Genomic DNA, 24,653 nt, shown 5'->3' with positions numbered 1-24,653 from the left:
GGTGCCGGGGTCGTACCTGATCGCCCTGCTCGTGTCGCTCTGCGGCGTCGGGCTGCTCGACCGGCGGTTCCGGCTCGCGTTCTGGCGAGACCGACGACGGACGGTGATCGCCGCGTTGCTGGGGACGGTGTTCTTCCTGCTGTGGGATGCCGTGGGCATCGCCACGGGCGTCTTCGTGAAGGGCACCAGTGCCGCGCTGCTCGGCATCGACCTCGCCCCGCATCTTCCGCTCGAGGAGCCGGTGTTCCTGCTGTTCCTCAGCTACCTCGCTCTCGTCGCCTACGGCGGAGCGCGGCGGTGGCGGGAGCGGACGGGCCGCGAGAGACGCCGAACGGATGCCGCGCCGTGACCTATCCCCTCATCGTCATCCCGTTCGTCGTCGCGACCGTCGTCGTGACCGCGCTATCGGCCCGGCGGCCGCGCTTCCGCGCGCGCATGGTCTGGTCCACAGCCGCCGCCGTCGTGCTCATCCTGCTGACGGCCGTCTTCGATAACGTGATGATCGCCGCCGGCTTGTTCACCTACCCGGAGGAGCACCTCAGCGGCATCCGGATCGGTCTCGCACCGCTCGAGGACTTCGCATACCCGCTGTGCGCAGCCTTCCTGGTGCCGGCCGTCGCGACCCTCTTGGAGAAGCCGAACCGATGACCGCCACCGCGCTCGCACGTCAGCTCCTCGTCGCCTCACGTCCCGTGAGCTGGATCAACACGGCCTATCCGTTCGCCGCGGCCTACCTCCTCACGACGCGCCAGATCGACGCGACGCTCGTCATCGGCACGCTCTTCTTCCTCGTTCCGTACAACCTCGCGATGTACGGCATCAACGACGTCTTCGACTACGAGTCCGACCTGCGGAACCCGCGCAAGGGCGGGGCGCACGGCGCGATCCTCGATCGCAGCGTGCACCGGGCGACGCTGTGGACAGCAGGTTTGTCGTGCCTGCCCTTCGTCGCCTACCTCGTCGCTGTGGGCTCGCCGCTGTCGTGGCTCGTCCTGGCTGCGAGCCTCTTCTTCGTCGTCTTCTACAGCGCTCCGCCGCTGCGACTGAAGGAGAGGCCGTTCGCCGACTCGATCACCAGCAGCATCCACTTCTTCTCCCCGGCGGCGTACGGGCTCGTGCTGTCGGGCGCCACCTGGACCTGGCAGCTCGCCGTCATCCTGCTGGCCTTCGCCGCATGGGGCATCGCCTCGCACGCCTTCGGCGCGGTCCAGGACGTCGGCGCCGACCGCGAGGCGGGCATCGCCTCCATCGCGACCGTGCGCGGAGCCCGGTGGACCGTGCGGTTCGCCCTGGCCTGCTACGCCCTGGCCGGCGCGCTCATGCTCGCGACGACGTGGCCGGGGCCGCTCGCGGCGCTCGTCGCCGTCCCATACCTCATCACGCTGTGGCCGTTCCGGAACATCACCGACGAGACGTGCGAGCGTGCGACCGCGGGCTGGGACCGTTTCCTCTGGCTCAACCAGCTCGGCGGCTTCCTCGTGACGCTGCTGCTCGTGTGGTGGTGGCTGATCACGACGTGATCGGCCACCACCCGTTGCGCATCGACGAGATCAGGCGGCGGAGTCGGTCGCGCTCGCGGTCTCGATGATGCGACTCGCGCGAATCGGGTGCCCCTGTGTGGTCAGGCAGCGCCCGGTCGCGAGATCCCACTTCCAGTCGTGCAGCGAGCAGGTGAGCACACCGTCCTCGATCTTGCCCGTCTTCGTGAGGTCTGCCCGCAGATGCGGGCAGCGCCGCTGCACCGTCCAGTCGCCCAGTTCGGCATCCTCGGTCTGATCCGACTGCTCGGCGTACCAGTTCTCGACGTACTCGATGCGATCGCGCGAAAGGCACTTGAGGAAGGTCGTCAGGAACTCGTTGAACTTGCCACTGCGACCGACCTCGAACTGCATCGAGAGGAAGATCGAGTTCGACCAATCGATCTCATGGTCGCGGATGTTCGTCGAGACGAGGTCAGCGGGGATGGTGTACCAGTAGATGCACTCCTCCCCCGCGTACTCGCGCACCTTCGCCTTCGGGAAATCGACCACCATGTCCAGCTCGCCGATGCGGAAGCGAACCATGCCGCCGACCCCGTTGCGGATGGTCCGGGCGCGCCGCAGGAGCGGCTCCCACCACTGCTTGATCGCGGCCAGCATCTCCTCCGGCGGCAGGATCGGGGCGCGGCGCTCGACCTCGGCACGGATCTCCTCCTGGCGGCTGTCGCGCTGCTCGGCGAGGTAGCTCCACTTGTCCGAGAAGATGCGCTCGATCTCGGCATCCGTGTAGAGCGTCTGCGTCACCTCGAGGGCGCCGTCGTTCAGGTCGACCTGCGTCCCGGGAACGAACAGATATCCCTTCTGGTCGGGTCGCTCTTCGGCCATGTGCGCCAGGAACTGCGCCTGGTCGGTGAAGATCGAGTCGTTCTGCTCGCCCCAGCCGTTGTACCGGAAGAGCTCCTCGCGCAGGAACATCGGCGGCCCGGCCATGGGGAAGACGTGAGGCGCGTCGACCTTGTCGATGTAGTACATGGCGCGCTTGTTCTGCGCATCGCGCTTGAGCTGTGCGAAGTTCTGCTTGGCATCCTGCGGCAGGTCGTAGACCATCGGCCACCAGATGGCGCCCGACACCTGCGTGAAGTAGGCGTCGGGCTTTCCGAACGACATCAGCTTCTCGAGGTCGAGCGGGTGCGAGTCGTTCTGGTTCAGCACCGACCCCGTGCCGTCGTCGACCGAGAGCGACGAGTCGCCGATCGGTCCGTCGCTCGGCGCCCGCAGCGGCGTGACCATGACCTTCAGGTCGCCGAACTCGAGAGGCACGCCCGCCTGCGTGTAGATGATGTTGTCGTACCCCAGCTCACGCAGATCCCGTTCGAGATCGTCGGTCGGGTAATCCGGCAGCAGTACGCGGATGTCGGTGGGAACGTGCGCGCGCAGCAGTGCCGGGTCGAAGTGATCGCGGTGCCGGTGCGAGATGTACAGGAAGTCGGCGCGGCCGAAGCGTTCCCAGTCGAGTCCCCGGTTGTCGGGGAACGGGAACCACGAGCCGAAGAAGCTCGGTCCGACGACCGGGTCGCAGAGGATGCTGCCCCCTGCCGTCTCGATGAACATTCCGGCGTGTCCCAGGCCTGTGATGCGCATGACGATGACCTCCTGTTGCGACTGGTCGAGTCTACGTGAGGCCCCGGCGGAGGCCGGCCGCGGGGAACCGTGTCATTGCCGGGACGGATGCCGCCGGATCAGGCGAGCAGGTGCCGGATGTCTTCCGCGGTCAGCGCGTTCGAGAAGGCACCGTCCGCGTCGAGGACAGCGCTGATGAGACGCGCTTTGCGTCGCTGGAGCTCGACGACCTTCTCCTCGATCGTGCCTGCGGCGATGAGGCGGTACACGCTCACGGGTCGTTCCTGCCCGATCCGGTGGGTTCGGTCGATCGCCTGCTGCTCCGCCGCCGGGTTCCACCAGGGATCGAGGAGGAAGACGTAGTCGGCCTCGGTGAGCGTGAGACCGACACCGCCGGCCTTGAGGCTGATGAGGAAGACCGGGTCGTCACCCTTCCGGAACGCGTCGACGACCGCCGCCCGCCGGGTGGTGGAGCCGTCGAGACGGACGACCCCGATGCCGTGCGCGCGCAGATCGGCCTCGACGATGTCGAGGAAGGACGTGAACTGGCTGAATACGAGAGCGCGGTGCCCCTCCGCGATGAGCTCGTCGAGACGGCCGCGCAACGCGTCGAGTTTGCTGGGAACGAGCCCCGGGCCGCCCGCATCCACGAGCGCGGGAGCGAGCGCGAGCATCCGCAGGAGCGTCAGCGAGCGGAAGACGATGAATCGCTGACTGTCGAGATCGTCGAGCAGCCCCAGCACCTTGCGTCGCTCCCGCTGGAGCACGCGCTCGTAGACCGCACGGTGTCCGCTGGACAGCTCCACACGCACGTCCTGCTCCTGCCGTGGCGGAAGGTCGGCCGCCACGACGTCCTTGGTGCGCCGCAGCAGGAAGGGCTGGACACGCCGGCGCAGGCGCGCGAGCCGTCGCTCGCGCGCGGCACCGCCCTCGGCGTTCTCCTCGACGCGTCCGCGCTCGATCGGTGTGACGTACTCCTCGCGGAAGCGCCGGGCGGAGGGGAACAATCCCGGACTCGTCAGCGAGAGGATCGCCCAGAGGTCGGTCAGGCTGTTCTCCAGAGGCGTCCCGGTGGCCGCGAGGACGACGTCGGCGCGCAGGCCGAGCGCGGCGCGATGCACGCGCGTCCGAGGATTCTTGACGTACTGCGCCTCGTCGAGGACGACCGTCGACCACTCCTGCTCGGCATACGCGTGCGCGTCGAGACGCAGGAGCGCGTACGAGGTCACGACGACGTCCACCTCGGGCCGATCGAGCCGGACTCCCGCGCCGTCCACCACCGCGATGCGCAGCCCGGGCGCGTGACGGGCCGCTTCGTCGCGCCAGGCCGATACGACCGACGTCGGAGCCACGACGAGCGCTGGACGGCTCTCGCCGCGCTCACGCTCGCGCTGGAGCAGCGCCAGCAGCTGCAGGGTCTTCCCGAGACCCATGTCGTCGGCGAGGATGCCGCCCAGCTGAGCATCGCGGAGCGCCGCGAGCCACGCGAAGCCCTCGTGCTGATACGGCCGCAGGGTCGTCGCGATCCCCTCGGGGACCTCGGGGAGGGCGCGCCGCGGGCCCGCTGATACCGATTCGCGCAGACGATCGAGCGCATCCCGCCAGCGCGACGCGGGCTCGGCTTCGTCGGCGAGATCCTCGAAGTCGGTCCACAGCTGCAGCTGATAGCGGTTGAGCCGGGCACCGCCGGTCTCCCACTCCACCAGGTCGCGCGAGTCCTCGATGAGCTCACGGAGGCGGTCGAGCGCCGGGTGCGAGAGCGAGAAGTAGGCGCCGTCCGAGAGCAGCATCTTCTTGCGGCGCTGGGCGAGCGCGATGAACAGCGGCCGGAACGGCACGCGGCGCCCCTCGACCTCGACGTGCACGCCGAGCTCGAACCAATCGGCATCCGCCGTCTCGACCGTTCGCACCCGGATGCGAGGATCGCCCGACAGCTCGCGGTAGGACCGCGTCACGCCCGAGATCTCGACCCGGACCCCGTCCACGGCCTGCAGCGCGGGCAGGAGCTCGTTCGTGAACTCGGCCGCGTCGACGCCGGTCCGGGTTCCGCTGGGCGAGAACGGTCGCTCGGTAGCGCTCGCCCACGCTGCCTCCAGCGAGGTGCGAAGCTCGGGGTCGACCGATGACGAACCAGCGGCGCTCTCCCACGGCACCTGACCGACTCCGGGCACCTGCCACGCCATCGCATACGCCAGCTCGTCGCGCGGGCGCTGGTTCACCGTGACGACGATCGTCGTCCGCTCCGGTGCCGGCAGCCGCACACCGTGGCCCCCGATGACGGCCGTCTCGCGGGCCAGCTGCGGATAGGCCTCGCGCAGGAAGTCGGCGCGCTCCGCTTCCGGCACGGTGACCGGTCCGCCCGCAGCCAGCAGCGAACGCACGCCCGGACCGACGCCGGCCGGCGCGAAGACGATCTGGAGCGAACCGCCTGCCTGCTCGATTCCGTAGACCCCGACGTGGCCGATGGGACGCGCGTGCGCGGCGGCATCCCCTCCGTCGAAGCGCACGACGGGGCTGAGGCGCAGGCCGCCGTCGACGCCGTCGATGCGCACCTCCACCGACGCCGCATCGCCGAGTCGTACGTCCTGGTCTGGCCGGGTCGACACGATCGGGATCCCGAGAGCGGACGCCGCGCGAAGATGCGGCCAGAGCAGCTCGGAGTCGGAGCCGTCGAGGGTCAGCCACTCCGAATCGCCGTAGCCGCCCAGCAGCCGGGCGTCGTGCGCGATGCCGTACAGCGTCGAGAACCAGCGGGCGCGCGCCGGATCGACCCGCCAGGCGCCGCGGCGAAGCGACTCCCAGGTCTCGTCGCCCTGCACCCATCGCCCGCTCGTCGCGCTCCGCGAGAGCGGGCGCGCCGCCAGTCGGAGTTCGCCGTCGGACGTGGCGACGCTGCGTGCGGTGGCCGGGAGCACCCGCCGCGGGCCCCAGTGCGCCGTGCCCGCGCTCTCTCGCTGTCGCAGCTGCACGCCGAGGGCGACCGGGTTCTCCCCCGTCGTCGCGGGCGCGAGGACGGTACGCCACGACGGCGTCGTCCTCCCGATCACGGGTCAGGCCTCATAGGAGGATCCTCGCGCGTGCCTCCGACGTCGGTCAGCCCAGGCGCGCGACCCGGCCGAGCACGCCGTGCACGAAGGCACTCGACCCGTCGGTCGAGAACTCCTTCGCGAGCTCGACGGCCTCGTCGATCGCAACGGCCGCGGGGACGGCGTCGTTGTACACGATCTCCCAGACCCCGAGCCGCAGGATGGCCCGGTCGACCGCAGGCATCCGCGCGAGCGACCAGTCCTTCGCGAAGGTGGTGATCTGCTCGTCGATGTCGTCGCGGTTGTCGATGATCCCGTCGATGATCTCGCGCGCGTACAGCCACGACGCCTCGCGTGCGGGCTCGAGCGCCGCGCGCTTGGCCTCGGCGGCGAGGGTCACCCCGAGGTCGTCGCCGCGGATGTCGGACTGATAGAGGATGTCGAGGGCGCGCTTGCGCGCCTTGGAGCGAGCGCTCATCGGACGAAGGCCGGCGTCAGTTCACGCGGCCGAGGTAGTCACCCGTGCGGGTGTCGACCTTGACCTTCGTGCCCTGCTCGACGAACAGCGGGACCTGGATCTCGTAGCCGGTCTCGACCGTCGCCGACTTCGTGCCGGCCGACGAGCGGTCGCCCTGGAGGCCGGGCTCGGTGTACGTGATCTCGAGGACGACCGAGGCGGGGAGCTCGATGTAGAGCGGGTTGCCGTTGTTGAGCGCGATCTGCACCTGCTGGTTCTCGAGCAGGTAGTTCTTGGCGTCGCCGACGGTGACGGCGGGGACGGTGATCTGGTCGTAGTCGTCGACGTCCATGAAGACGAAGTTGTCGCCGTCGTTGTAGAGGTAGGTGAAGTCGCGGCGGTCGACGTTCTCGATCTCGATCTTCGCGCCCGCGTTGTAGGTGCGGTCGACGGTCTTGCCCGACACGACGTTCTTCAGCTTGGTGCGCACGAAGGCGCCACCCTTGCCGGGCTTGACGTGCTGGAACTCGATGACGTTCCAGAGCTGACCGTCGATGCTGAGGACGACGCCGTTCTTGATGTCTGCGGTCGATGCCATGAGTGTGGAGTTCCGTTCGTGTGGTCGGGCGGCCGACGGGCCGAGGATCGATTCTACGCGAGGATGTCGAGCAGCTGTCGCGTCGCGCGCGCGTAACCGCCGACGCCCTCACCGATGACGTGCACCGAGGCGACGTCGGCGACGTAGGAGTGGTGGCGGAAGCTCTCGCGGTCGTAGACGTTGGAGATGTGGACTTCGGCCACCGGCAGGGAGACTCCCGCGAGGGCGTCTCGGAGGACGACGGAGGTGTGCGTCAGTCCGCCGGGGTTGATCACGATGCCGCCGCAGTCCGCGCGGGCCGCGTGGATGGCGTCGATGAGGACGCCTTCGTGATTGCTCTGCACGCAGCGCACGTCGACGCCGCGTTCCGCCGCCGTCGCGATGACGAGCGCCTCGACGTCGGCGAGGGTCTCGCGTCCGTAGATCTCGGGCTCGCGGGTGCCGAGAAGGTTGAGGTTCGGCCCGTTGACCAGCAGCAGGCGGCGGGGGGTGTTCACGCGCCCACCCTACCGACGACGCCCGGGCTCAGGCGCCGACCTCCTGGTAAGCGGCGAAGAGCAGCGACTCGTCGGGCGCCTGCAGCACGGTCGGCTTCGCGATGTCGTCGAGCACGATGAACCGTAGCATCGAACCCCGCGTCTTCTTGTCGCGCTGCATCGTCGCGAGCAGCTGACGCCAGGCACCCGCCCGGTACGACGTCGGCAGCCCGAGGGTCTCGAGGATGTCGCGGTGACGCTGGGCCGCGGCATCCGGAAGCCGCCCCGCCAGCCGCGACAGCTCGGCCGCGAACATCATCCCCACGGAGATCGCGGCCCCGTGACGCCACTGGTAGCGCTCCGCGTGCTCGATGGCATGCCCGAGCGTGTGCCCGTAGTTGAGGACTTCGCGCAGCCCCGCTTCGCGCAGGTCCTCCCCCACGACTTTCGCCTTCATGTCGATCGCGAGCTCGATGCTGCGCCGGAACGCGTCGCTGTGAGGGTCGACGGCCGACTCGGGATCCGCCTCGATCAGGTCGAGGATCTCGGGGTGCCAGATGAAACCGGCCTTGACGACCTCCGCGAAGCCGGCGACGCGCTCGTTGCGCGAGAGCCCGTCGAGCAGGTCGAGGTCGCAGACCACGGCGACGGGGGGCCAGAAGGCACCCACGAGGTTCTTGCCCTCCGCGGTGTTGATCCCCGTCTTCCCGCCGACGGCCGCGTCGACCATGCCGAGCACCGTCGTGGGCACCTGGACGACCGCGATGCCGCGCAGCCACGTCGCGGCCACGAAGCCGGCGAGGTCGGTCACCGCCCCGCCGCCGAATCCGACGACGGCATCCGTCCGCGTGAAGTCCGCCTGGCCCATGACCTGCCAGCAGAAGGCGGCGACCTCGACGCGCTTGCCCTGCTCGGCGTCGGGGATCTCCGCCAGCAGCACCTGACGGTCGCCGCCGAGGGTCTCGCGGAGGCGCTCGGCCTGCGCCGACAGGGTCGGGGGGTGCACGATGAGGACCTTGCGCGCGGCCTCGGGCAACACCGAGCCGACGAGCGGGAGGATGCCGCGCCCGATGGTGACGTCGTAGGGCGCGGCGCCCCCGACGGTGATGACGGTGGTGTCTGTCATGACGTCCCCTCCTGCGCCCACGCCGCGATGGCGTCGACGATGTCCTGAATCCGGCCGGTGGATGTGTCGAAGCGTGCGTCGGCGAGCTGCTCGTAGAGTTCGCGCCGGCCCTCGGCGACCTCCCGCCAGCGCTTCACCGGGTCTTCGCCCTGGAGCAGCGGGCGCGTGGTGCCGGCCAGGCGGGAGGCGATCGTCTGCTCCGAGACGGTGAGCAGCACGACGCGGTGCGAAGCGACGTCGCTCCGCGTGTCGGGGTGCAGCACCGCTCCGCCGCCGAGGGCGACGACGCCACCACGCGCGAGCGCCTCGGCGACCGCGAGACGCTCCAGCTCGCGGAAGCGCTCTTCGCCGTGCTCCGCGAACAGCCGCTCGATAGGGCCGTGGTCGCGGACGACGAGAGCGTCGCTGTCGGTGAACGTCGTGCCGAGGACGCGCGCCAGCTTCTTGCCGATGCTCGACTTGCCCGCGCCCATCGGCCCGATCAGGACGATCGCCGGGGCGGTCATCCGATCGCGTCGTCGCTCAGCGCCGCCGAGCGCAGCGTCTCGGGGATCGCCGCGAGGTACCCCTCGAGATTGCGGCGGGTCTCCGCGACGTTGTCGCCCCCGAACTTCTCGAGCACGGACTCGGCGAGCACGATCGCCACCATGGCCTCGGCGACGACGCCCGCCGCCGGCACGGCGCACACGTCGGACCGCTGGTGGTGGGCCGTGGCCGCATCGCCCGAGGCGACGTCGACGGTGCGCAGCGCCTTCGGCACGGTCGCGATCGGCTTCATGCCCGCACGGACGCGGAGGACGGTGCCCGTCGACATCCCGCCCTCGGTGCCGCCTGCCTTGTCGCTGGAACGCGCGATGCCCGCGTCGGTCGCGAACAGCTCGTCGTGCGCCGCCGAGCCACGACGACGCGTGGTCTCGAAGCCGTCGCCGACCTCGACGCCCTTGATCGCCTGGATGCCCATGAGCGCCTGCGCGAGCTTCGCGTCGAGACGGCGGTCCCACTGCACGTGCGAGCCGAGCCCCGGCGGCAGCCCGTACGCGAGGACCTCGACGATCCCGCCCAGCGTGTCGCCGTCCTTCTTCGCAGCGTCGACCTCGGCGACCATCGCGGCAGAGGTCTCGGCGTGGAAGCACCGCAGCGGGTCCGCGTCCAGCGCGTCGACGTCGTCGGGCGTCGGCAGCGCCGAGCCGTCGGGAACCCGCACGGGACCGATCGAGAGCGTGTGGCTGACGAGCCGGATGCCGAGCTCGTTCAGGAACGACCGGGCCACCGCCCCCAGAGCCACGCGCGCGGCCGTCTCTCGCGCGCTCGCACGCTCGAGGATCGGGCGGGCTTCGTCGAACCCGTACTTCTGCATCCCGACGAGGTCGGCGTGGCCGGGGCGGGGGCGCGTCAGGGCGGCGCCCCGTCCGCGTGAGCGTTCCGTGAGCTCGATCGGCTCGGGGCTCATCACCTCGACCCACTTCGGCCACTCGGTGTTGCCGATGCGCAGGGCGATCGGGCTGCCGAGGCTGAAGCCGTGTCGGACGCCCGTCGAGATGGTGAGTTCGTCCTCCTCGAACTTCATGCGCGAGCCACGGCCATAGCCGAGCTTGCGCCGAGCGAGGTCGGCCTGGATCGCGGCGCGCGAGACGGGCACGCCGGCGGGGAGACCCTCCATGAGGGCGACGAGTTCGGGGCCGTGCGATTCGCCGGCCGTGAGCACGCGGAGCATTCGTCTATCCTCCCATGAGCGACCGGCGCATGACGGCGACGACGTCCTCCTCGCCGGTCAGCGGGTCGTCGGGCGAGCCCGAGGCGAAGATGCGGATCTGGAGCACCGCCTGATGGAGCAGCATGGTCGCGCCCGGATGGGCCGGCTGTCCCGCCGCGAGCCAGGCGTGTCCGAGTGCGGTGGGCCACGTGCCGTAGACGACGTCGTAGAGCGTTCCGCCGGTCGCGGCGAGCCGCTCGGCGTCGGGGTCGGAGACCGGAGCATCGCCCGGCAGGGTCGATACGGTCAGCTCGACCTCCCCCGCGGGAGCATCGAGCGGCGACACGGTCGTCGGAATGCCCCGGCTCGCCGCGAGCGCGAGCAACGGGTCGGCCGCGGCGGGGCGTCGTGCCGCGATGTCGATCCGGCCGACGCCGATGCGCTCGAGGGCGAGGAGCGCCGATGTCGCCGTCGCGCCGGCACCGACGATGCGGGCACGGGGCGCAGCGGCGGACCCGATCTCCGTCAGTGCGGCCGCCAACCCGCCCACGTCGGTGTTGAACGCCGCCCAGCCGTCGCCGGAGCGGACGAGCGTGTTCGCCGCGCCGGTCGCGGTCGCCGCGGCATCCCGCGTCCGAGCCGCGTCGTGCGCGAGCGTCTTCAACGGCATCGTCAGCGACAGTCCCCGCCACTCCGGCCCGAGCGCCGCCAGCTCCCGAGCGAACGACGACTCGTCGACGCGCCGCCGCCCGTACCGCCATGGCAGACCGAGCCGGTCGTACGCCGCGGTGTGGAGAGCCGGCGACAGGCTGTGACCGATCGGCGAGCCCCACACCTCGAAGCGGCGCGGCTCTCCCGCAGACGGCTCAGCAGCCGCGGTTGTCATTCGCGTCGCACCATGCGTGCCACTGCTCGATGCCGGCCTGGTGCTCCTCGTAGGTCGCAGAGAAGATCGTCTCGCCGGTGTCCATGTTCCAGGTGACGAAGTAGAGCCACGGCCCGTCCGCGGGATGCATGGCGGCGTCGATCGCCTCGTCGCCGGGATTGGCGATCGGCCCGGCCGGCAGCCCGGCGCGGACGTAGGTGTTCCACGGGTTGTCGTCCTCGAGCGCCTCCGCCGACGAACTGACCGTACCGTCGTGCATCTCGTTGTAGCCGTACTGCGCCGTCGAGTCCATCTGCAGGGGCATGCCGTCCGCGAGACGGTTGGCGATGACGCGGGAGACCTTGTAGAAGTCGTCAGACAGACGCGCCTCGCGCTGGATGATGGACGCCGTCGTGAGGATCTCCTCGCGGCGCTCCTGCGGCACTCCCGCGGCGTCGAGCGACTCGATCGTCCGGTCCACCATCGTCCGTACGATGTCGGTGGCCGACAGGCCCGGATCGAACTGATAGGTCGCCGGGAAGAGCCAGCCCTCGAGCGAGGCGGCGGCGACACCGTAGGCAGAGGGGTCGGCGACCGCGGCGGTGAAGTCCGCCGCCGGCATCCCCGTCCCCTGGGCGAGCACCTCGACGGTCTGGTCCAGCGTCAGCCCCTCCCGCAGCTGCGCCGCGTTCTGGCGCTTGCTGGTCGGGTCGAGGATGAGGGCGAGGGCCGCCTCCGAGGTCATCCGCTGCTGCAGCGCGTACACGCCGGGCTGGAAGGTCGGGTTCTGGGCGGTCGCGATGAGGTGGTCGTAGAACGCCGTCGGCGTCTTGGTGACGCCCTGGTCGAAGAGCGTCTGAGAGATCGTGGATCCGGTGTCACCGTCGACCACGGTGACCAGCACCTCGCCCGTCGCCTCGCCGGGCTCGAAGTCCTTCGGCTCTTCCCAGCCCATCACGGAGCGGATCTGCGTCTCGTAGGTGCTCCAGACCCACGCGGCGCCGGCACCGATACCTCCGATGATCGCGAGGATCACGATCAGCACGACCCACTTCGCGATGCGGCTCTTCTTCCGGTCGCGGTCGTGGCGGCTGGGAACAGCCCCCACCTCGTGCGTGCTCACTTCCCCCGTGAACAGGGCGTCGAGCGTGCCGACCGCAGGCGCAGCGGCCCTCGGCGCCTGCGCATACGACGGCTGCTCGCCCTGAGCCCAATCGCGGGACGCCGTCGCGTGCACCGATCCGCGGTGCTCGGCAGCGGAGGTCGGGACGTGCTCCGGGCGCGGAGCCTCCCCGGTGCGCGGGGATTGCTCGGGACGCGCTGCACCACCCGGCGAGGATGCCGGACTCTGGGCGGCCGCACGCGCGGCGCGTCGGCTCGTCGGGACGGCGTTGTCGTGCGGCGGGCGATCAGTCATGTCAGGGGTGCTCCTGCGAGGATGCGACGGAAGCGCCGGGCGGGTTACCGGTGCTCTTCTCGACGTCGAGTGCCTGCTGGAGGAGCACTACGGCGGCGACCTGGTCAACAATGCTACGAGACGATCGCTGCGATCGGCCCGAACCGCGCAATGCGCTGTGCGCGCTGACGGTGCTCAGCCGCTCGTCGACGAGACGGACGGGGTGCCCCGCAGCGGCCAGAGCCTCGGCGAATCCGCGAGCGTCGGCCGTCGAAGCCGTCTCCCGTCCGCTGAGGGCGACCGGCAGGCCGACGACGAGCTCCACCGCGTCGTACTCCGCCGCGAGCGCGCTGATGCGCGCCACGTCGCCCTCACCGCGCGGCACCGTCTCGACCGGTACCGCGAGCAGTCCGTCTCGGTCGCACCGTGCGACGCCGATGCGGGCGGTGCCCACGTCGACGCCGAGGCGCACGCCCGGGCGGAATCCGCTCACAGGCCGCTCGCCGCGTCGCGGACGGCACGGAGGGCCGCGGGCAGCGCCGCGGCGTCCGTTCCGCCGCCCTGCGCCACATCGTCACGTCCGCCACCGCCGCCACCGAGAGCGGATGCCGCGGCCTTGGCGAGCACGCCGGCTTTGGCACCGGCAGCGCGTGCGACGTCATTGGTCGCGACGACCACCACCGGCCGCTCCCCCACGACCGCGCCGAGCGCGACGATCGCCGCCACGTCGGCCCCGAGCCGATCGCGTACCTGCAGCGCGAGGGTGCGCACGTCGTCCGCCGACCCCGCTGACCCCAGCGACTCGGCGACGATCTGGAACGGCCCCGCGGCAGCGGCCGCCGACACGAGCTGCGGCAGCCGGTCGGCGAGGGCGCGGGCCTCGAACTGTGCGATCCGCTTCTCGGCGGCCTTCAGGCTCGCGGCCAGCTCGGCCACGCGCGCGGCGAGCTGGTCGCGCGGCGTCTTCAGCGAGCTCGTGAGCTGCGAGACGATGGCGCGTTCGGCGGCGAGCTCGCGGAAGGCATCCTGGCCGACGAGGGCCTCGACGCGCCTGTTCGACGCACCCACCGACGACTCGCCGATGAGATTGATGAGACCGACCTCGGCGCTCGACGACACATGCGTCCCCGCGCAGAGCTCGCGCGACCACGGGCCACCGATGTCGACCATGCGGACGGTCTCGCCGTACTTCTCGCCGAACAGCGCCATCGCGCCCGCGGCCTTCGCCTCGTCGAGCGACATGATCCGGGTCGTGACCTCGAGGTTGTCGCGGACGGCGTTGTTGGCGATCTCCTCGATCTCGGTGCGCGTCTCGGGCGAGAGGGCCTGACCCCACGAGAAGTCGAAGCGCAGGTAGCCGGCGCGGTTGAGCGAGCCGGCCTGTGTCGCGCTCTTGCCGAGCGTGTCACGCAGTGCCGCGTGCACGAGGTGCGTCGCGGAGTGGGCCTGCTGCGCAGCGCGGCGGTTCGCGGCATCCACCACCGTCGTGGCGGCTTCACCCACGGCCACTTCGCCGGTCGTGACCTCGACGGTGTGGCTGACGAGACCGGGCACCGGCTTCTGCACGTCGAGGACCTCGAGCTCGTAGCCCGGGCCCACGATGACGCCCTTGTCGGCGACCTGTCCGCCGGATTCGGCGTACAGGGCCGTCTCGGCCAGGATGACCTCCGCGATCTGGCCCTGACTCGCGCGGTCGACGGAGACACCGCCGACCAGGATGCCGAGCACCCGGCTGCCGGTCTCGAGCTCGGTGTAGCCCGTGAACACCGTCTCACCCTGAGCGCGGAAGTCGCGGTAGACGCTCGTGTCGGCGAGCTGTCCCTTGCGGGACCGCGCGTCGGCCTTGGCACGCTCGCGCTGCTCCTGCATGAGCGAGTCGAAGGCCCCCCGGTCGACGCTGAGACCCGCCTCCTCGACAATCTCGAGCGTCAGGTCGATGGGGAACCCGTAGGTGTCGTGCAGCAGGAACGCCTGTGCACCGCTCAGCTCGCCCGCGCCGGCCTGCTTGGCCTGTGCGACGGACTCGTCGAGCAGCTCGGACCCCGCGGCCAGCGTGCGCAGGAAGGTCGCCTCCTCGGCGAGGGCGTACTGCGAGAGTCGCGCGTAGTCGGTCTCGACGATCGGGTAGGCCTCTTTCATCGCGTCGCGGGACGCGGCGAAGAGCTCAGCGAAGCTCGGTCCCTCGACGCCCAGCAGGCGCATCGATCGAATGGCCCGACGCATCAGACGACGCAGGATGTAGCCCCGGCCGTCGTTCGACGGCGTGACGCCGTCGGAGAGCAGCATGAGCGACGACCGCACGTGATCCGCGATGACACGGAAGCGCACGTCGTCCTCGTGGTCGGCGCCGTACGTCTTGCCCGACAGCTCGACCGCCTTGTCGAGCACGGGACGCACCTGATCGGTCTCGTACATGTTGTCGACGCCCTGCTTGATGAAGGCGACCCGCTCGAGTCCCATGCCGGTATCGATGTTCTTGTTCGGCAGCTCGCCGACGATCGTGAAGTCGTACTTCGAGCGCACGTCGGCGATCTCGTACTGCATGAACACGAGGTTCCAGATCTCGACGTACCGGTCGTCGTCGGTCGCCGGGCCGCCGTCGATGCCGTACGCGGGGCCGCGGTCGAAGAAGATCTCGGAGCACGGACCCGCGGGACCGGGCAGCCCGGTGCTCCAGTAGTTGGTGTCCTTGCCGAGACGCTGGATGCGCTCATCGGGCAGCGTCGAGTGCTTCAGCCACAGCTCACGGGCCTCGTCGTCCTCTTCGTAGACCGTGACCCAGAGATCCTTCGGATCGAACCCGAGGCCGCCCTCCGACTCGGGGCTGGTCAGCAGTTCCCACGCGAACGAGATGGCGCCCTCTTTGAAGTAGTCGCCGAAGGACCAGTTGCCGAGCATCTGGAAGAACGTGCCGTGACGAGGGGTCTTGCCGACCTCCTCGATGTCGTTGGTGCGGATGCACTTCTGCACGTCCGCGGCGCGCGGGTAGGGAGCAGGCACATCGCCCGAGAGGTACGGGATGAAGGGGACCATGCCCGCGACGGTGAACAGCAGCGCGGGGTCATCGGTGACGAGCGATGCGGAGGGCACGATCGTGTGCCCCTTCTTCTCGAAGTAGTCCAGGTAGCGCTGGGCGATCTCGGCGGTCTTCATCGGGTTCCTTCGGCAGGCAGGCATCGGCGTCGCGCCCCGGGGCGCGACGCCGCAATCGGGTCGGGTATCAGTCTGAGGAGTCGGCGGCGCTCTTGGCCTTGGCGACGGCGTCCCGCGCCGCGTCCGCGACGTCGGAGGCGGCGTCTGCGGCCGAGTCGAGGGCGTCGGATGCCGCGCCCTTCACGTCCGCCGCGAGACCCTCGATGCGGGCCTCCTGCTCGCGGTAGGCATCGCCGATCCGGTCGGCGAACTCGGAGATCCGCGCATCGACTTCGGCGAGCATCTCGTGACCGCGCGGATCCTTGTTGACCACGTGCGCGGCGACGAAACCGCCGGCGACGCCCAAAACGAACCACAGCGCGTTCTTCATGGCATCCATGTTAGGTGCAAAGCACGAAGGGCGCCGGGAGAACCCGACGCCCTTCGCGGCAGTGCTGAGACTCAGCGAGCCGTGCGACTCAGCGCGCGGCGTAGTACTCGACGACGAGCTGGACGTCACACGTGACGGGCACCTCGGCGCGCTTCGGGCGACGCACGAGGCGCGCCTGCAGCTTGTCGAGCTCGACCTCGAGGTAGCCCGGGACCGGGGGCAGGACGTCGGCGTGACCACCGGCGGCTGCAACCTGGAAGGGCTCGAGCGACTCGCTCTTCTCCTTGACGTGGATGAGCTGACCCGGCTTCACGCGGAACGACGGGCGGTCGACGAGCTGGCCGTCGACGAGGATGTGACGGTGCACGACCAGCTGGCGGGCCTGTGCGGTCGTGCGGGCGAAACCGGCACGAACGACCAGCGCGTCCAGACGCATCTCGAGCTGCTCGACCAGGTTCTCACCGGTCAGACCGTCCTTGCGGCGGGCCTCGTTGAACTGGATGCGCAGCTGCTTCTCGCGGATGCCGTACTGCTCGCGCAGACGCTGCTTCTCGCGCAGACGGACGGCGTAGTCGCTGTCGGCCTTGCGCTTGGTGCGGCCGTGCTCGCCCGGAGCGTAGGGACGCTTCTCGAGGTAGCGGGCGGCCTTCGGGGTCAGCGCGACGCCGAGGGCGCGCGACAGACGGACCTTGCGGCGGTCCTGAGACTTCGTGGTCACGAAGCTCTCCTTCCGATGACGTGGTCGCGACGTTCACGACTCACGGACGTATCTCCGCCTCCTCGCCCGTCTCGGACTGCACGCCGGGGCACGCCGAGAGGTCTTGATCAGAAGAGAGGGATGCCCGAAAACTGGGCTTCGAGCCGGTCGAGTCTATCAGACGGTGCCCGCGTCGACCGCGGTGACGAGATCGAGGATGCCGGCCGGATAGAACGGGGTCGCATCCCGACGCAGGTCGTCGATGCGATACCAGCCGACCGTGGTGTCGCCGTCGAGCACGGGGAGACGCTCTCCGTGCGGCAGAGCCTCGAGCGAGGCGCTGCGGACGGCGAAGACATGAGCGATCTCGTGGCCGCTCTTGCGGCCGTCGTCGAAGATGTTCTCGCTCACCGTGAGCAGCCGCAGCTGCTCGACGTCGGCGGCCAGTTCCTCGCGCAGCTCCCGGCGCATGGCCGCAGCCGCGGTCTCGCCGTACTCGATGCCGCCGCCGGGAGCCCGGAGGAAGGGCCCTGACCCGGGTGCGCCGGGGTACTCCTCAGCCAGGACGTACCCGTCGGAGACGACGAGGGCCACGGAGATCGCCCGGATGCGGTGCGGCGAAGCCAGCTCGTCCGCGTAGGCGGTCACCGCACGCCCGTAGGCGGGCAGGTGCGGGGCGAGGGCGCGCAACGCGGTCCGGAGCGCGGGCGCGGGCTTCTGATCGCTGAACAGTGCGAGCGCCTCGAACGCCCGGGCGGCGTCGGCGAGCGCATCGGTGTCGGGAAAGCGATGCAGCAGTGCCAGAGCACCCGAGGGATCGCCGATGTTGCGAAGCGAGCTCGCCAACTGGATGACGCACGCCGAGCGCCGCTCACCGGTCAACCCCGCCTCGAGCGCCGCCCGATACAGCGGGATCGCCTCGGCCTCCTCGCCGAGGAAATCGTGCAGCGAGCCCCGCTCGTAGCTGCGGACCGCCTCGTCTGCGTCCGCCGCGAGCTCGTCGAGCTCGGCCCACAGAGCTGCGGTGCTCTTGCCTGCGGCAGCACCCCAGAACGCATCGAACGGATCGGCGCTGTGGGCGTCGGTGGCGCCGGCTGCTGTGCTGTGGGCGACGCTGTCACCGGCGACGAATGCAGCGAGGAGGTGACGTACGCGCGACTGCAGGTCGCGGAGCTCGGGGTCGACTTCCCGGCTCGCCGCGAATCGGACCAGCCCGCGCAGGGCCGGGCCGGCATCGCTGGTCTCCCCCGCCATCAGATGATCGACGAGATCGGATGCCGCCATGGTCCGCACCCGCCCGGTCTCGTGTTCGCCCCACGCGGGCTCGGCGACGCGGGTGCAGTCCGCCGCGATGATCACGTGCCGGCGGCGGCGGGCGTTCGCCGCCGCCCATTCGGCGCCGGCGTCGAAGACGGCCCCGGCGCGATACCCGGTCTCCTCCAGCAGCTCGCGCACGCCCGCGGCGACGGCGTCCTCACCGGGATCGATGAGGCCGCCGGGGAGTTCGCCCAGCACGCGCTGCGGGCCCACCCGATACTGATCGAACAACACGACCGTGTCATCGGCCGTGACCGCGACCACCGTGACGGTGTCGCCGACCTCGACGACGTCCCAGTCGCTCTCGCTGCCGTCGGGCAGCCGGTAGCGGTCGCGACGCACGCGCACGTATCCGTCGAAGGCGGGCGAGGAGCCCAGCAGCGTCCACGGGGGCACAGGGTCGGCCACGGGTCAGTCCCCCAGGATCTTCCGCAGCTTCTCGACGCGCGCACCGATCTCGCGCTCGACGCCGCGATTGGTCGGCTCGTAGTACCGCTTGCCGCGAAGCTCGTCGGGAAGGTACTGCTGCGTGGCGACTCCGACCTCCAGGTCGTGGGGATAGACGTACCCCTTGCCGTGTCCGAGCCGCTTCGCACCCGCGTAGTGGGCGTCGCGCAGGTGCTTGGGCACGCGACCGAAGCCGCCGGCGCGGACGTCGGAGATCGCAGCGTTGATGGCGTTGTAGGCGGCGTTCGACTTGGCGGTCGTGGCGAGATACGCCGTCGCCTCGGCGAGCGGGATACGGCCTTCGGGCATCCCGATGAAGGCGACCGCGTCGGCGGCGGCGACGGCGATCGTCAGCGCCTGCGGGTCGGCCAAGCCGATGTCCTCGGAGGCCGAGATGACGAGACGCCGGGCGATGAAGCGCGGGTCCTCGCCCGCCTCGATCATCCGGGCGAGGTAGTGCATCGCGGCGTCGACATCCGACCCGCGTATCGACTTGATGAAGGCGCTGATGACGTCGTAGTGCTCATCGCCCTGCCGGTCGTAGCGCAGGAGCGCACGGTCGACCGCCTGCGCGACGTGGTCCGCCGTGATCACCGGCGCGTCGTCGTCATCGCCGGGCTCGGCCATCGTGGCCGCGGCCTCGAGCGAGGTCAGCGCGCGCCGGGCATCGCCCGAGGCCAGCCGGATGAGGGCGGTCCGCGCGTCGTCGGCGAGGACGATCGAGCCGGCGAGTCCGCGGGCATCGGTGACGGCGCGGTCGATGAGCCCGCCGAGGTCGTCATCGCTGAGCGGCTGGAGAGTGAGCAGCAGTGAACGCGACAGCAGCGGCGCGACGACGGAGAACGACGGGTTCTCGGTCGTCGCCGCGATGAGCAGCACCCAGCCGTTCTCGACGCCCGGGAGAAGAGCGTCCTGCTGCGCCTTGGTGAAGCGGTGGATCTCGTCGAGGAACAGGATCGTCGAGATGCCGTAGAGGTCGCGCTGCGTCATCGCCTCCTGCATGACCTCGCGGACATCCTTGACCCCGGCGGTCACGGCCGAGAGCTCGACGAACCGGCGCCCCGACGAGCGCGCGATCGCCTGAGCGAGCGTCGTCTTGCCCGTCCCCGGCGGCCCCCAGAGGATGACGGAGACCGCTCCCGCTCGGTTGCCGTCGGGCGAGGCGAGGGCGACCAGGGGCGAGCCGGGCCGCAGCAGATGCCCTTGGCCGGCGACCTCGTCGAGCGAGGTGGGTCGCATCCGCACGGCGAGCGGCGTCTGCCCGGAGAAGAGCGCGCTCGAATCGGTCATCCCCTCAGGCTAGTCGCGCGCGGGGACACCGGGATTTTGTCGCGGTACCGACGCGCGCCGTAGGCTTGAGCGGCCCGGAACGGGGCACGGAGGAGGCAACGTGGCAGGTCGCGGCAAGAACCGGGACGATCGCGCGGCGCAGGAACGCGCCCGCCTGTACGCTGCGCGGCGCGAGTACCACGAGGGTCTGGCGGGGCGCCGGACCCGCGACAACATCGTCGCCGCCGTCGCCGGCGGCGTCCTGATCCTCGCCGCGATCGGTGCTCAGGTCGCGTATTTCACCGCCGGCCCCGGAGCCCCGGCACCCGCCGAGACCCCGGCCCCGACTCCGACCGAGACGATGCCGGGATCGCCGACGCCGACACCGTCGGATTCCACTCCGGCAACGATCCCGACTCCCTGACCCCCTCCGTACTAGGCTGTCCCCCGACCTGACCCCCATGCGGCGCGAGCCGCGACGAGGTGCCTTCCGTGACTTCCACCCCTGACTCCACGATCACCCCCGCCGACGACGCCCCGTGGGGTCGCGTCGATGACGACGGCACCGTCTCGGTGCGCGAGGGGGATCAGTGGCGCGTCGTCGGCCAGTATCCCGACGGCACGCCGGAAGAGGCGCTCGCCTACTTCCAGCGCAAGTTCTCCGACCTCGCCGGCGAGGTGACGCTCATCGAGGTGCGTCACCGCCGTGGCGGAGCCTCCGCCGCCGATCTCCGCTCGACCGTCAGCACGCTCCGCTCGCGCATCGCGGGGGCAGCGGCCGTCGGCAACCTGGCCGCGCTCGAGGCGCGCCTGGTCGCCCTCGAGGGCGAGCTCGACGCGGCTTCCGAGTCGGAGGCCGCCGAAGCGAAGCAGGCTCTCGACGCCGCGATCACCGAGCGCACGGGGCTCGTCGAGGCGATCGAGGCGATCGCCGCACGCGACCCGAAGTCGATCCAGTGGAAGCAGACGTCCGCCGAGGTGAACGATCTCTTCGAGCGATGGCAGCGCCATCAGGCCGACGGCCCGCGCCTGCCCCGCGGCACCGGCCAGCAGCTGTGGAAGCGGTTCCGCGACGCCCGCTCGACCATCGACAAGCACCGCCGCGAGTTCTACGCGAGCCTCGACGAGACCCACAAGAGCGCACGCGACGCCAAGCAGCGGCTCATCGAGCGCGCCGAGGCCCTCGCCCCGCGCGGCGAGGACGGCATCGGCGCGTACCGCGACCTGCTGGAGCAGTGGAAGCAGTCGGGCCGCGCGGGCAAGAAGGCCGACGACGCGCTCTGGGCACGCTTCAAGGCCGCGGGCGACGCCCTCTACGGTGCCCGCGCCGAGCGGGAGCAGGCCGACGCCGAGGCATCCCAGGAGAAGATCGTCGCCAAGCGCGCGCTGCTCGACGAAGCCGCTGCCGTCAACGCCGAGAAGGACACGGCGGCCGCGCGGGCGCTGCTGACCGGCATCCAGCGCCGCTGGGACGAGATCGGTCGCATCTTCCCCCGCGACAAGGAGCGCGCCCTCGACGACGAGCTCCGCAAGGTCGAGCAGGCGGTGCGCGCACGCGAAGACGCCGACTGGAAGAACAACAACCCCGAGACCAAGGCACGCCAGGGCGACATGCTGTCGCAGCTCCACGACGCGATCGCCAAGCTCGAGGCCGAGGTCGCCGAGGCCGAGGCTTCGGGGGACAAGCGCGCCATCGCACAGGCGAAGGAAGCGCTCAGCGCACGCAAGGCCTGGCTCAGCGCTCTCGGCGGCTGACTCTCGTCTCCGGCTAAGGGCCTGTGGAGGCGACGCTCTCCACAGGCCCTTAGCTCGTTAGCACCGCCATTCCCACGTTGGCGCGAGACTGACGCAATGGTCTCACCATACGTCTACGCCCCGGGCACTCGCCTCTCCCTCGCCGAGCTGGGCGCCGCCCGACTGGACGGCGACGTCGTCGAGGTCGGCGAAGCCTTCATGCCCGCCGATGCCGTCGAAAGCCCTGAGATCCGGGCCGCGTCGCTCCGCCCCCTCGTCGCGCAGGGTCTCGCTCTCACACACGAGTCCGCCGCGTGGGTTCACGGCGCGCTGTCCGAACCTCCGCTGCGGCACAGCGTGCAGCGATGCACCGAGCGCCGCCGGAATCACGTGCTCGATCCTCGGCTCCGCTACCGCGACCTTCAGCTCCCCGCGAGCGAGACGGTTCGCCTCGGCGGCATGCCGGTGTCGAACCGCGTTCGCACCCTGTGCGACCTCCTGCGCGCCGACGCAGCGGCAGGCGATGGACCGCGTGCCGGCGCCGTCGCGATGATCGGGATGTTCCCCGACATCCTCGCCGACGCCCGGGTGGCGTTGGCGTGCGGCGGGCCGCTGCCGCACAAGCGCCGGGCGCTCGCGTGGTTGGAGAGCTGGACGGTTAGGACGACGTGACGCGGTAGACGTCGTAGACCGCGTCGATGCGCCGCACCGCGTTCAGCACACGGTCGAGATGCACGGTGTCACCCATCTCGAACACGAACCTGCTGAGTGCGAGCCGATCATTGTTGGTCTGAACCGACGCCGAGAGGATGTTGACGTGGTGCTCGCTGAGCACGCGCGTCACGTCGCTGAGGAGCCCGGCGCGATCCAACGCCTCGACCTGGATCTGGACGAGGAAGAGACTCTTCGTCGTCGGCGCCCACGACACCTCGATGAGGCGCTCCGGATCGCGCATGAGCGACTCGACGTTCGTGCAGTCGGAGCGGTGCACGGACACGCCGCTTCCCCGCGTGACGAAGCCGACGATCTCATCGCCCGGAACGGGTGTGCAGCATTTGGCCAGCTTGACGAGGATGTCGGGCGCGCCGCGGACGAGGACTCCGGAGTCGCTGTCTCGCTTCTGCCGGGATCGTCCCACGGCCGGCAGCTGGATCGGCCCGGTGGAGGTGTCCTCCTCCGCTCGGACGAGCGCGGTGACCTTCTCGATCACCGACTGCGTCGAGACATGCCCCTCGCCCACCGCCGCGTACAGCGCCGTGACGTCCTCGTAGCGGAGCTGGTGGGCGACCTCGCTGAACGCGTCCTGCCCCATGAGGCGCTGGAGCGGCAGATTCTGACGCCGCATCGCCCGCGCGATCGCGTCCTTGCCCTGCTCGACGGCCTCCTCACGCCGCTCCTTGGTGAACCAGCCGCGGATCTTGTTGCGCGCTCGTGTGCTCTTGACGAAGGTGAGCCAGTCCTGGCTCGGGCCGGCATCGGGGTTCTTCGAGGTGAAGACCTCGACGACGTCGCCGCTGGAGAGCGTCGACTCGAGCGGCACGAGACGCCCGTTGACCTTGGCGCCCATCGTGCGGTGGCCGATCTCGGTGTGCACGGCGTAGGCGAAGTCGACCGGGGTGGCACCCGCGGGCAGGCCGATGACCCGCCCCTTCGGAGTGAAGACGTAGACCTCTTTCGCACCGATCTCGAAACGCAGCGAGTCGAGGAACTCCCCCGGGTCGGCCGTCTCGGCCTGCCAGTCGGAGATGTGGGCGAGCCACGCCATGTCGTTGTCGACCGCTTTGGCGTCGGCCTTGCCGCCCGCCATCCGCTCCTTGTACTTCCAGTGCGCCGCGACACCGAACTCGGCCTGCTGGTGCATCTCGTGGGTGCGGATCTGGATCTCGACCGTGCGCCCGCCCGGACCGATGACGGTCGTGTGGAGGGACTGGTAGAGATTGAACTTCGGCGTCGCGATGTAGTCCTTGAAACGCCCGGGAAGGGGAGTCCACCGCGCGTGGATCGAACCGAGCACCGCGTAGCAGTCGCGGACCGTCGTCACCAGAACGCGGATGCCGATCAGGTCGTAGATGTCGTCGAACTCGCGACCCCGGACGACCATCTTCTGGTACACCGAGTACAGCTGCTTCGGACGGCCCATCACGCGGCCGCGGATGCGCAGTTCACGGAGGTCGCTCTCGACCGCATCGATGACCGTCTGCAGATACTGCTCGCGCTGGGGTGTGCGCTGGGTGACCAGGCTGTCGATCTCGGCGTAGAGCTTCGGGTGGAGCACCGCGAACGACAGGTCTTCGAGCTCGCTCTTGATGGCCTGGATGCCGAGCCGGTGTGCGAGCGGCGCGTAGATCTCGAGCGTCTCCGTCGCCTTCTTCGCCGCTTTCTCCGGCGGAACGAAACCCCACGTCCGGGCATTGTGCAACCGGTCGGCGAGCTTGATCAGGAGCACGCGGATGTCGCGCGACATCGCGACGATCATCTTGCGGACCGTCTCGGCCTGCGCGGCGTCGCCGTACTTGACCTTGTCGAGCTTCGTCACGCCGTCGACGAGCATCGCGACCTCGTCGCCGAACTCGGCCGTCAGCTGGTCGAGACCGTACGAGGTGTCTTCGACGGTGTCGTGCAGGAGCGCGGCCGCGATGGCCCGGGGGCCGAGGCCGAGCTCCGCCAGGATCTGCGCGACGGCGAGCGGGTGCGTGATGTACGGCTCGCCGCTCTGGCGCTTCTGCTGCGCGTGGGCCCGCGAGGCGGTCTGGTAGGCGCGATCGATGATCGCGATGTCGCCTTTGGGGTGGTGCGCGCGCACCGTCCGAACGAGCTGCTCGAGCCCTTCGCGGGGCGCCGCTCGCGAGAAGATGCGCGGAACGAGGCGGCGGAGCGAACTCTGGGCAGGGGGCGGGGTGATCTCGGTCATGCCCTCACCTCCGCCATGCA

Annotated in this window: 23 protein-coding genes; 6 read left to right on the top strand and 17 right to left on the bottom strand. The window is 70.3% G+C overall.

The features are described from left to right. Position 1 precedes the first annotated feature (1 nt). From C1N74_RS06900 to C1N74_RS06890, 3 genes are read left to right on the top strand one after another with little or no spacing between them, the layout of a single operon-like run. Positions 2-349, top strand: coding sequence for a lycopene cyclase domain-containing protein (locus tag C1N74_RS06900; RefSeq protein WP_064956711.1), 348 nt, complete (start codon positions 2-4; stop codon positions 347-349). Further along, on the top strand, positions 346-648 hold the full coding sequence (locus C1N74_RS06895) for a lycopene cyclase domain-containing protein (protein ID WP_023951198.1): 303 nt from the start codon (positions 346-348) through the stop codon (positions 646-648). Before C1N74_RS06900 ends, C1N74_RS06895 begins: the two co-directional genes overlap by 4 nt. After that, complete coding sequence (locus C1N74_RS06890) at positions 645-1,520, top strand: prenyltransferase (protein ID WP_023951200.1); 876 nt, start codon at positions 645-647, stop codon at positions 1,518-1,520. The genes C1N74_RS06895 and C1N74_RS06890 overlap by 4 nt, the downstream gene beginning before the upstream one ends. A gap of 30 nt (positions 1,521-1,550) precedes the next feature. Here the strand turns inward: C1N74_RS06890 and C1N74_RS06885 are convergent, their stop codons facing one another. The 16 genes from C1N74_RS06885 to C1N74_RS06810 all read right to left on the bottom strand — a co-directional run bounded on the left by C1N74_RS06885 (position 1,551) and on the right by C1N74_RS06810 (position 20,009). Beyond that, positions 1,551-3,119 (bottom strand): MBL fold metallo-hydrolase, encoded by a 1,569-nt coding sequence (locus tag C1N74_RS06885; RefSeq protein ID WP_088380301.1) that lies wholly within the window; start codon positions 3,117-3,119, stop codon positions 1,551-1,553. A gap of 98 nt (positions 3,120-3,217) precedes the next feature. Next, complete coding sequence (locus C1N74_RS06880) at positions 3,218-6,145, bottom strand: DEAD/DEAH box helicase (protein WP_258318019.1); 2,928 nt, start codon at positions 6,143-6,145, stop codon at positions 3,218-3,220. Positions 6,146-6,191: 46 nt separating this feature from the next. Beyond that, positions 6,192-6,602, bottom strand: a complete 411-nt coding sequence (gene nusB, locus C1N74_RS06875; RefSeq protein ID WP_023951206.1) for a transcription antitermination factor NusB — start codon at positions 6,600-6,602, stop codon at positions 6,192-6,194. Positions 6,603-6,618: 16 nt separating this feature from the next. Further along, positions 6,619-7,179: an elongation factor P gene (efp, locus tag C1N74_RS06870; RefSeq protein WP_023951208.1), complete on the bottom strand. Its 561-nt coding sequence runs from the start codon at positions 7,177-7,179 to the stop codon at positions 6,619-6,621. Between the two features lie 53 nt (positions 7,180-7,232). Continuing rightward, on the bottom strand, positions 7,233-7,676 hold the full coding sequence (gene aroQ, locus C1N74_RS06865) for a type II 3-dehydroquinate dehydratase (protein ID WP_114598694.1): 444 nt from the start codon (positions 7,674-7,676) through the stop codon (positions 7,233-7,235). 28 nt (positions 7,677-7,704) lie between these two features. Further along, complete coding sequence (aroB, locus tag C1N74_RS06860; protein WP_064956715.1) at positions 7,705-8,781, bottom strand: 3-dehydroquinate synthase; 1,077 nt, start codon at positions 8,779-8,781, stop codon at positions 7,705-7,707. Beyond that, positions 8,778-9,287 (bottom strand): shikimate kinase, encoded by a 510-nt coding sequence (locus C1N74_RS06855; RefSeq protein ID WP_064956716.1) that lies wholly within the window; start codon positions 9,285-9,287, stop codon positions 8,778-8,780. Before C1N74_RS06855 ends, aroB begins: the two co-directional genes overlap by 4 nt. Continuing rightward, entirely contained in the window at positions 9,284-10,495 is a 1,212-nt protein-coding gene (gene aroC, locus C1N74_RS06850; RefSeq protein ID WP_023951216.1) for a chorismate synthase, read from the bottom strand. The genes C1N74_RS06855 and aroC overlap by 4 nt, the downstream gene beginning before the upstream one ends. A 4-nt stretch (positions 10,496-10,499) precedes the next feature. Beyond that, on the bottom strand, positions 10,500-11,360 hold the full coding sequence (locus tag C1N74_RS06845; protein ID WP_071918232.1) for a shikimate dehydrogenase: 861 nt from the start codon (positions 11,358-11,360) through the stop codon (positions 10,500-10,502). Further along, positions 11,341-12,756 carry an endolytic transglycosylase MltG gene (gene mltG / locus C1N74_RS06840; RefSeq protein ID WP_137750237.1) on the bottom strand — a complete coding sequence of 472 codons (1,416 nt, stop codon included), beginning with the start codon at positions 12,754-12,756 and terminating at the stop codon, positions 11,341-11,343. Before mltG ends, C1N74_RS06845 begins: the two co-directional genes overlap by 20 nt. Before the next feature lies 1 nt (position 12,757). Continuing rightward, positions 12,758-13,228 (bottom strand): Holliday junction resolvase RuvX, encoded by a 471-nt coding sequence (gene ruvX, locus C1N74_RS06835; RefSeq protein WP_023951222.1) that lies wholly within the window; start codon positions 13,226-13,228, stop codon positions 12,758-12,760. Next, complete coding sequence (alaS, locus tag C1N74_RS06830) at positions 13,225-15,888, bottom strand: alanine--tRNA ligase (protein WP_137750236.1); 2,664 nt, start codon at positions 15,886-15,888, stop codon at positions 13,225-13,227. Before alaS ends, ruvX begins: the two co-directional genes overlap by 4 nt. 67 nt (positions 15,889-15,955) lie before the next feature. Continuing rightward, positions 15,956-16,258: a hypothetical protein gene (locus C1N74_RS06825; RefSeq protein ID WP_036304601.1), complete on the bottom strand. Its 303-nt coding sequence runs from the start codon at positions 16,256-16,258 to the stop codon at positions 15,956-15,958. A gap of 88 nt (positions 16,259-16,346) precedes the next feature. Next, positions 16,347-16,976, bottom strand: coding sequence for a 30S ribosomal protein S4 (gene rpsD / locus C1N74_RS06820; protein WP_023951228.1), 630 nt, complete (start codon positions 16,974-16,976; stop codon positions 16,347-16,349). A gap of 156 nt (positions 16,977-17,132) precedes the next feature. Continuing rightward, complete coding sequence (locus C1N74_RS06815; RefSeq protein WP_023951230.1) at positions 17,133-18,680, bottom strand: tetratricopeptide repeat protein; 1,548 nt, start codon at positions 18,678-18,680, stop codon at positions 17,133-17,135. Between the two features lie 3 nt (positions 18,681-18,683). Beyond that, positions 18,684-20,009 carry a replication-associated recombination protein A gene (locus C1N74_RS06810; RefSeq protein ID WP_023951232.1) on the bottom strand — a complete coding sequence of 442 codons (1,326 nt, stop codon included), beginning with the start codon at positions 20,007-20,009 and terminating at the stop codon, positions 18,684-18,686. 100 nt (positions 20,010-20,109) lie between these two features. Here C1N74_RS06810 and C1N74_RS06805 point away from each other — a divergent pair, with 100 nt between their 5' ends. The 3 genes from C1N74_RS06805 to C1N74_RS06795 all read left to right on the top strand — a co-directional run bounded on the left by C1N74_RS06805 (position 20,110) and on the right by C1N74_RS06795 (position 22,394). Next, entirely contained in the window at positions 20,110-20,412 is a 303-nt protein-coding gene (locus tag C1N74_RS06805; protein WP_023951234.1) for a hypothetical protein, read from the top strand. A gap of 68 nt (positions 20,413-20,480) precedes the next feature. After that, positions 20,481-21,743, top strand: coding sequence for a DUF349 domain-containing protein (locus C1N74_RS06800; RefSeq protein WP_023951236.1), 1,263 nt, complete (start codon positions 20,481-20,483; stop codon positions 21,741-21,743). A 96-nt stretch (positions 21,744-21,839) separates the two neighbouring features. Then, a complete protein-coding gene (locus tag C1N74_RS06795) occupies positions 21,840-22,394 on the top strand; it encodes a hypothetical protein (protein WP_064956720.1) in 555 nt (184 codons plus the stop codon). Here C1N74_RS06795 and C1N74_RS06790 read toward each other — a convergent pair. Continuing rightward, complete coding sequence (locus C1N74_RS06790; protein ID WP_023951241.1) at positions 22,381-24,633, bottom strand: bifunctional (p)ppGpp synthetase/guanosine-3',5'-bis(diphosphate) 3'-pyrophosphohydrolase; 2,253 nt, start codon at positions 24,631-24,633, stop codon at positions 22,381-22,383. The two genes, C1N74_RS06795 and C1N74_RS06790, sit on opposite strands and share 14 nt — an antisense overlap. Between the last annotated feature and the right edge of the window lie 20 nt (positions 24,634-24,653).

Source organism: Microbacterium sp. SGAir0570 (assembly GCF_005491085.2).
In the GTDB taxonomy this organism is placed as follows: Bacteria; Actinomycetota; Actinomycetes; order Actinomycetales; family Microbacteriaceae; genus Microbacterium; species Microbacterium arborescens.
Note: the sequence above shows the minus strand (reverse complement) of the source record. Positions and strands in the feature narration are given on the sequence as shown.

Excerpts from the sequence above, each read along its gene's own strand:
- efp (WP_023951208.1), bottom strand. The coding sequence starts at position 7,179 with ATGGCATCGACCGCAGACATCAAGAACGGCGTCGTCCTCAGCATCGAC.
- C1N74_RS06795 (WP_064956720.1), top strand. The coding sequence starts at position 21,840 with ATGGTCTCACCATACGTCTACGCCCCGGGCACTCGCCTCTCCCTCGCC.
- C1N74_RS06845 (WP_071918232.1), bottom strand. The coding sequence starts at position 11,360 with ATGACAACCGCGGCTGCTGAGCCGTCTGCGGGAGAGCCGCGCCGCTTC.
- alaS (WP_137750236.1), bottom strand. The coding sequence starts at position 15,888 with ATGAAGACCGCCGAGATCGCCCAGCGCTACCTGGACTACTTCGAGAAG.
- C1N74_RS06790 (WP_023951241.1), bottom strand. The coding sequence starts at position 24,633 with ATGACCGAGATCACCCCGCCCCCTGCCCAGAGTTCGCTCCGCCGCCTC.
- C1N74_RS06810 (WP_023951232.1), bottom strand. The coding sequence starts at position 20,009 with ATGACCGATTCGAGCGCGCTCTTCTCCGGGCAGACGCCGCTCGCCGTG.
- C1N74_RS06825 (WP_036304601.1), bottom strand. The coding sequence starts at position 16,258 with ATGAAGAACGCGCTGTGGTTCGTTTTGGGCGTCGCCGGCGGTTTCGTC.
- C1N74_RS06890 (WP_023951200.1), top strand. The coding sequence starts at position 645 with ATGACCGCCACCGCGCTCGCACGTCAGCTCCTCGTCGCCTCACGTCCC.
- aroB (WP_064956715.1), bottom strand. The coding sequence starts at position 8,781 with ATGACAGACACCACCGTCATCACCGTCGGGGGCGCCGCGCCCTACGAC.
- aroC (WP_023951216.1), bottom strand. The coding sequence starts at position 10,495 with ATGCTCCGCGTGCTCACGGCCGGCGAATCGCACGGCCCCGAACTCGTC.
- mltG (WP_137750237.1), bottom strand. The coding sequence starts at position 12,756 with ATGACTGATCGCCCGCCGCACGACAACGCCGTCCCGACGAGCCGACGC.
- nusB (WP_023951206.1), bottom strand. The coding sequence starts at position 6,602 with ATGAGCGCTCGCTCCAAGGCGCGCAAGCGCGCCCTCGACATCCTCTAT.
- C1N74_RS06855 (WP_064956716.1), bottom strand. The coding sequence starts at position 9,287 with ATGACCGCCCCGGCGATCGTCCTGATCGGGCCGATGGGCGCGGGCAAG.
- C1N74_RS06885 (WP_088380301.1), bottom strand. The coding sequence starts at position 3,119 with ATGCGCATCACAGGCCTGGGACACGCCGGAATGTTCATCGAGACGGCA.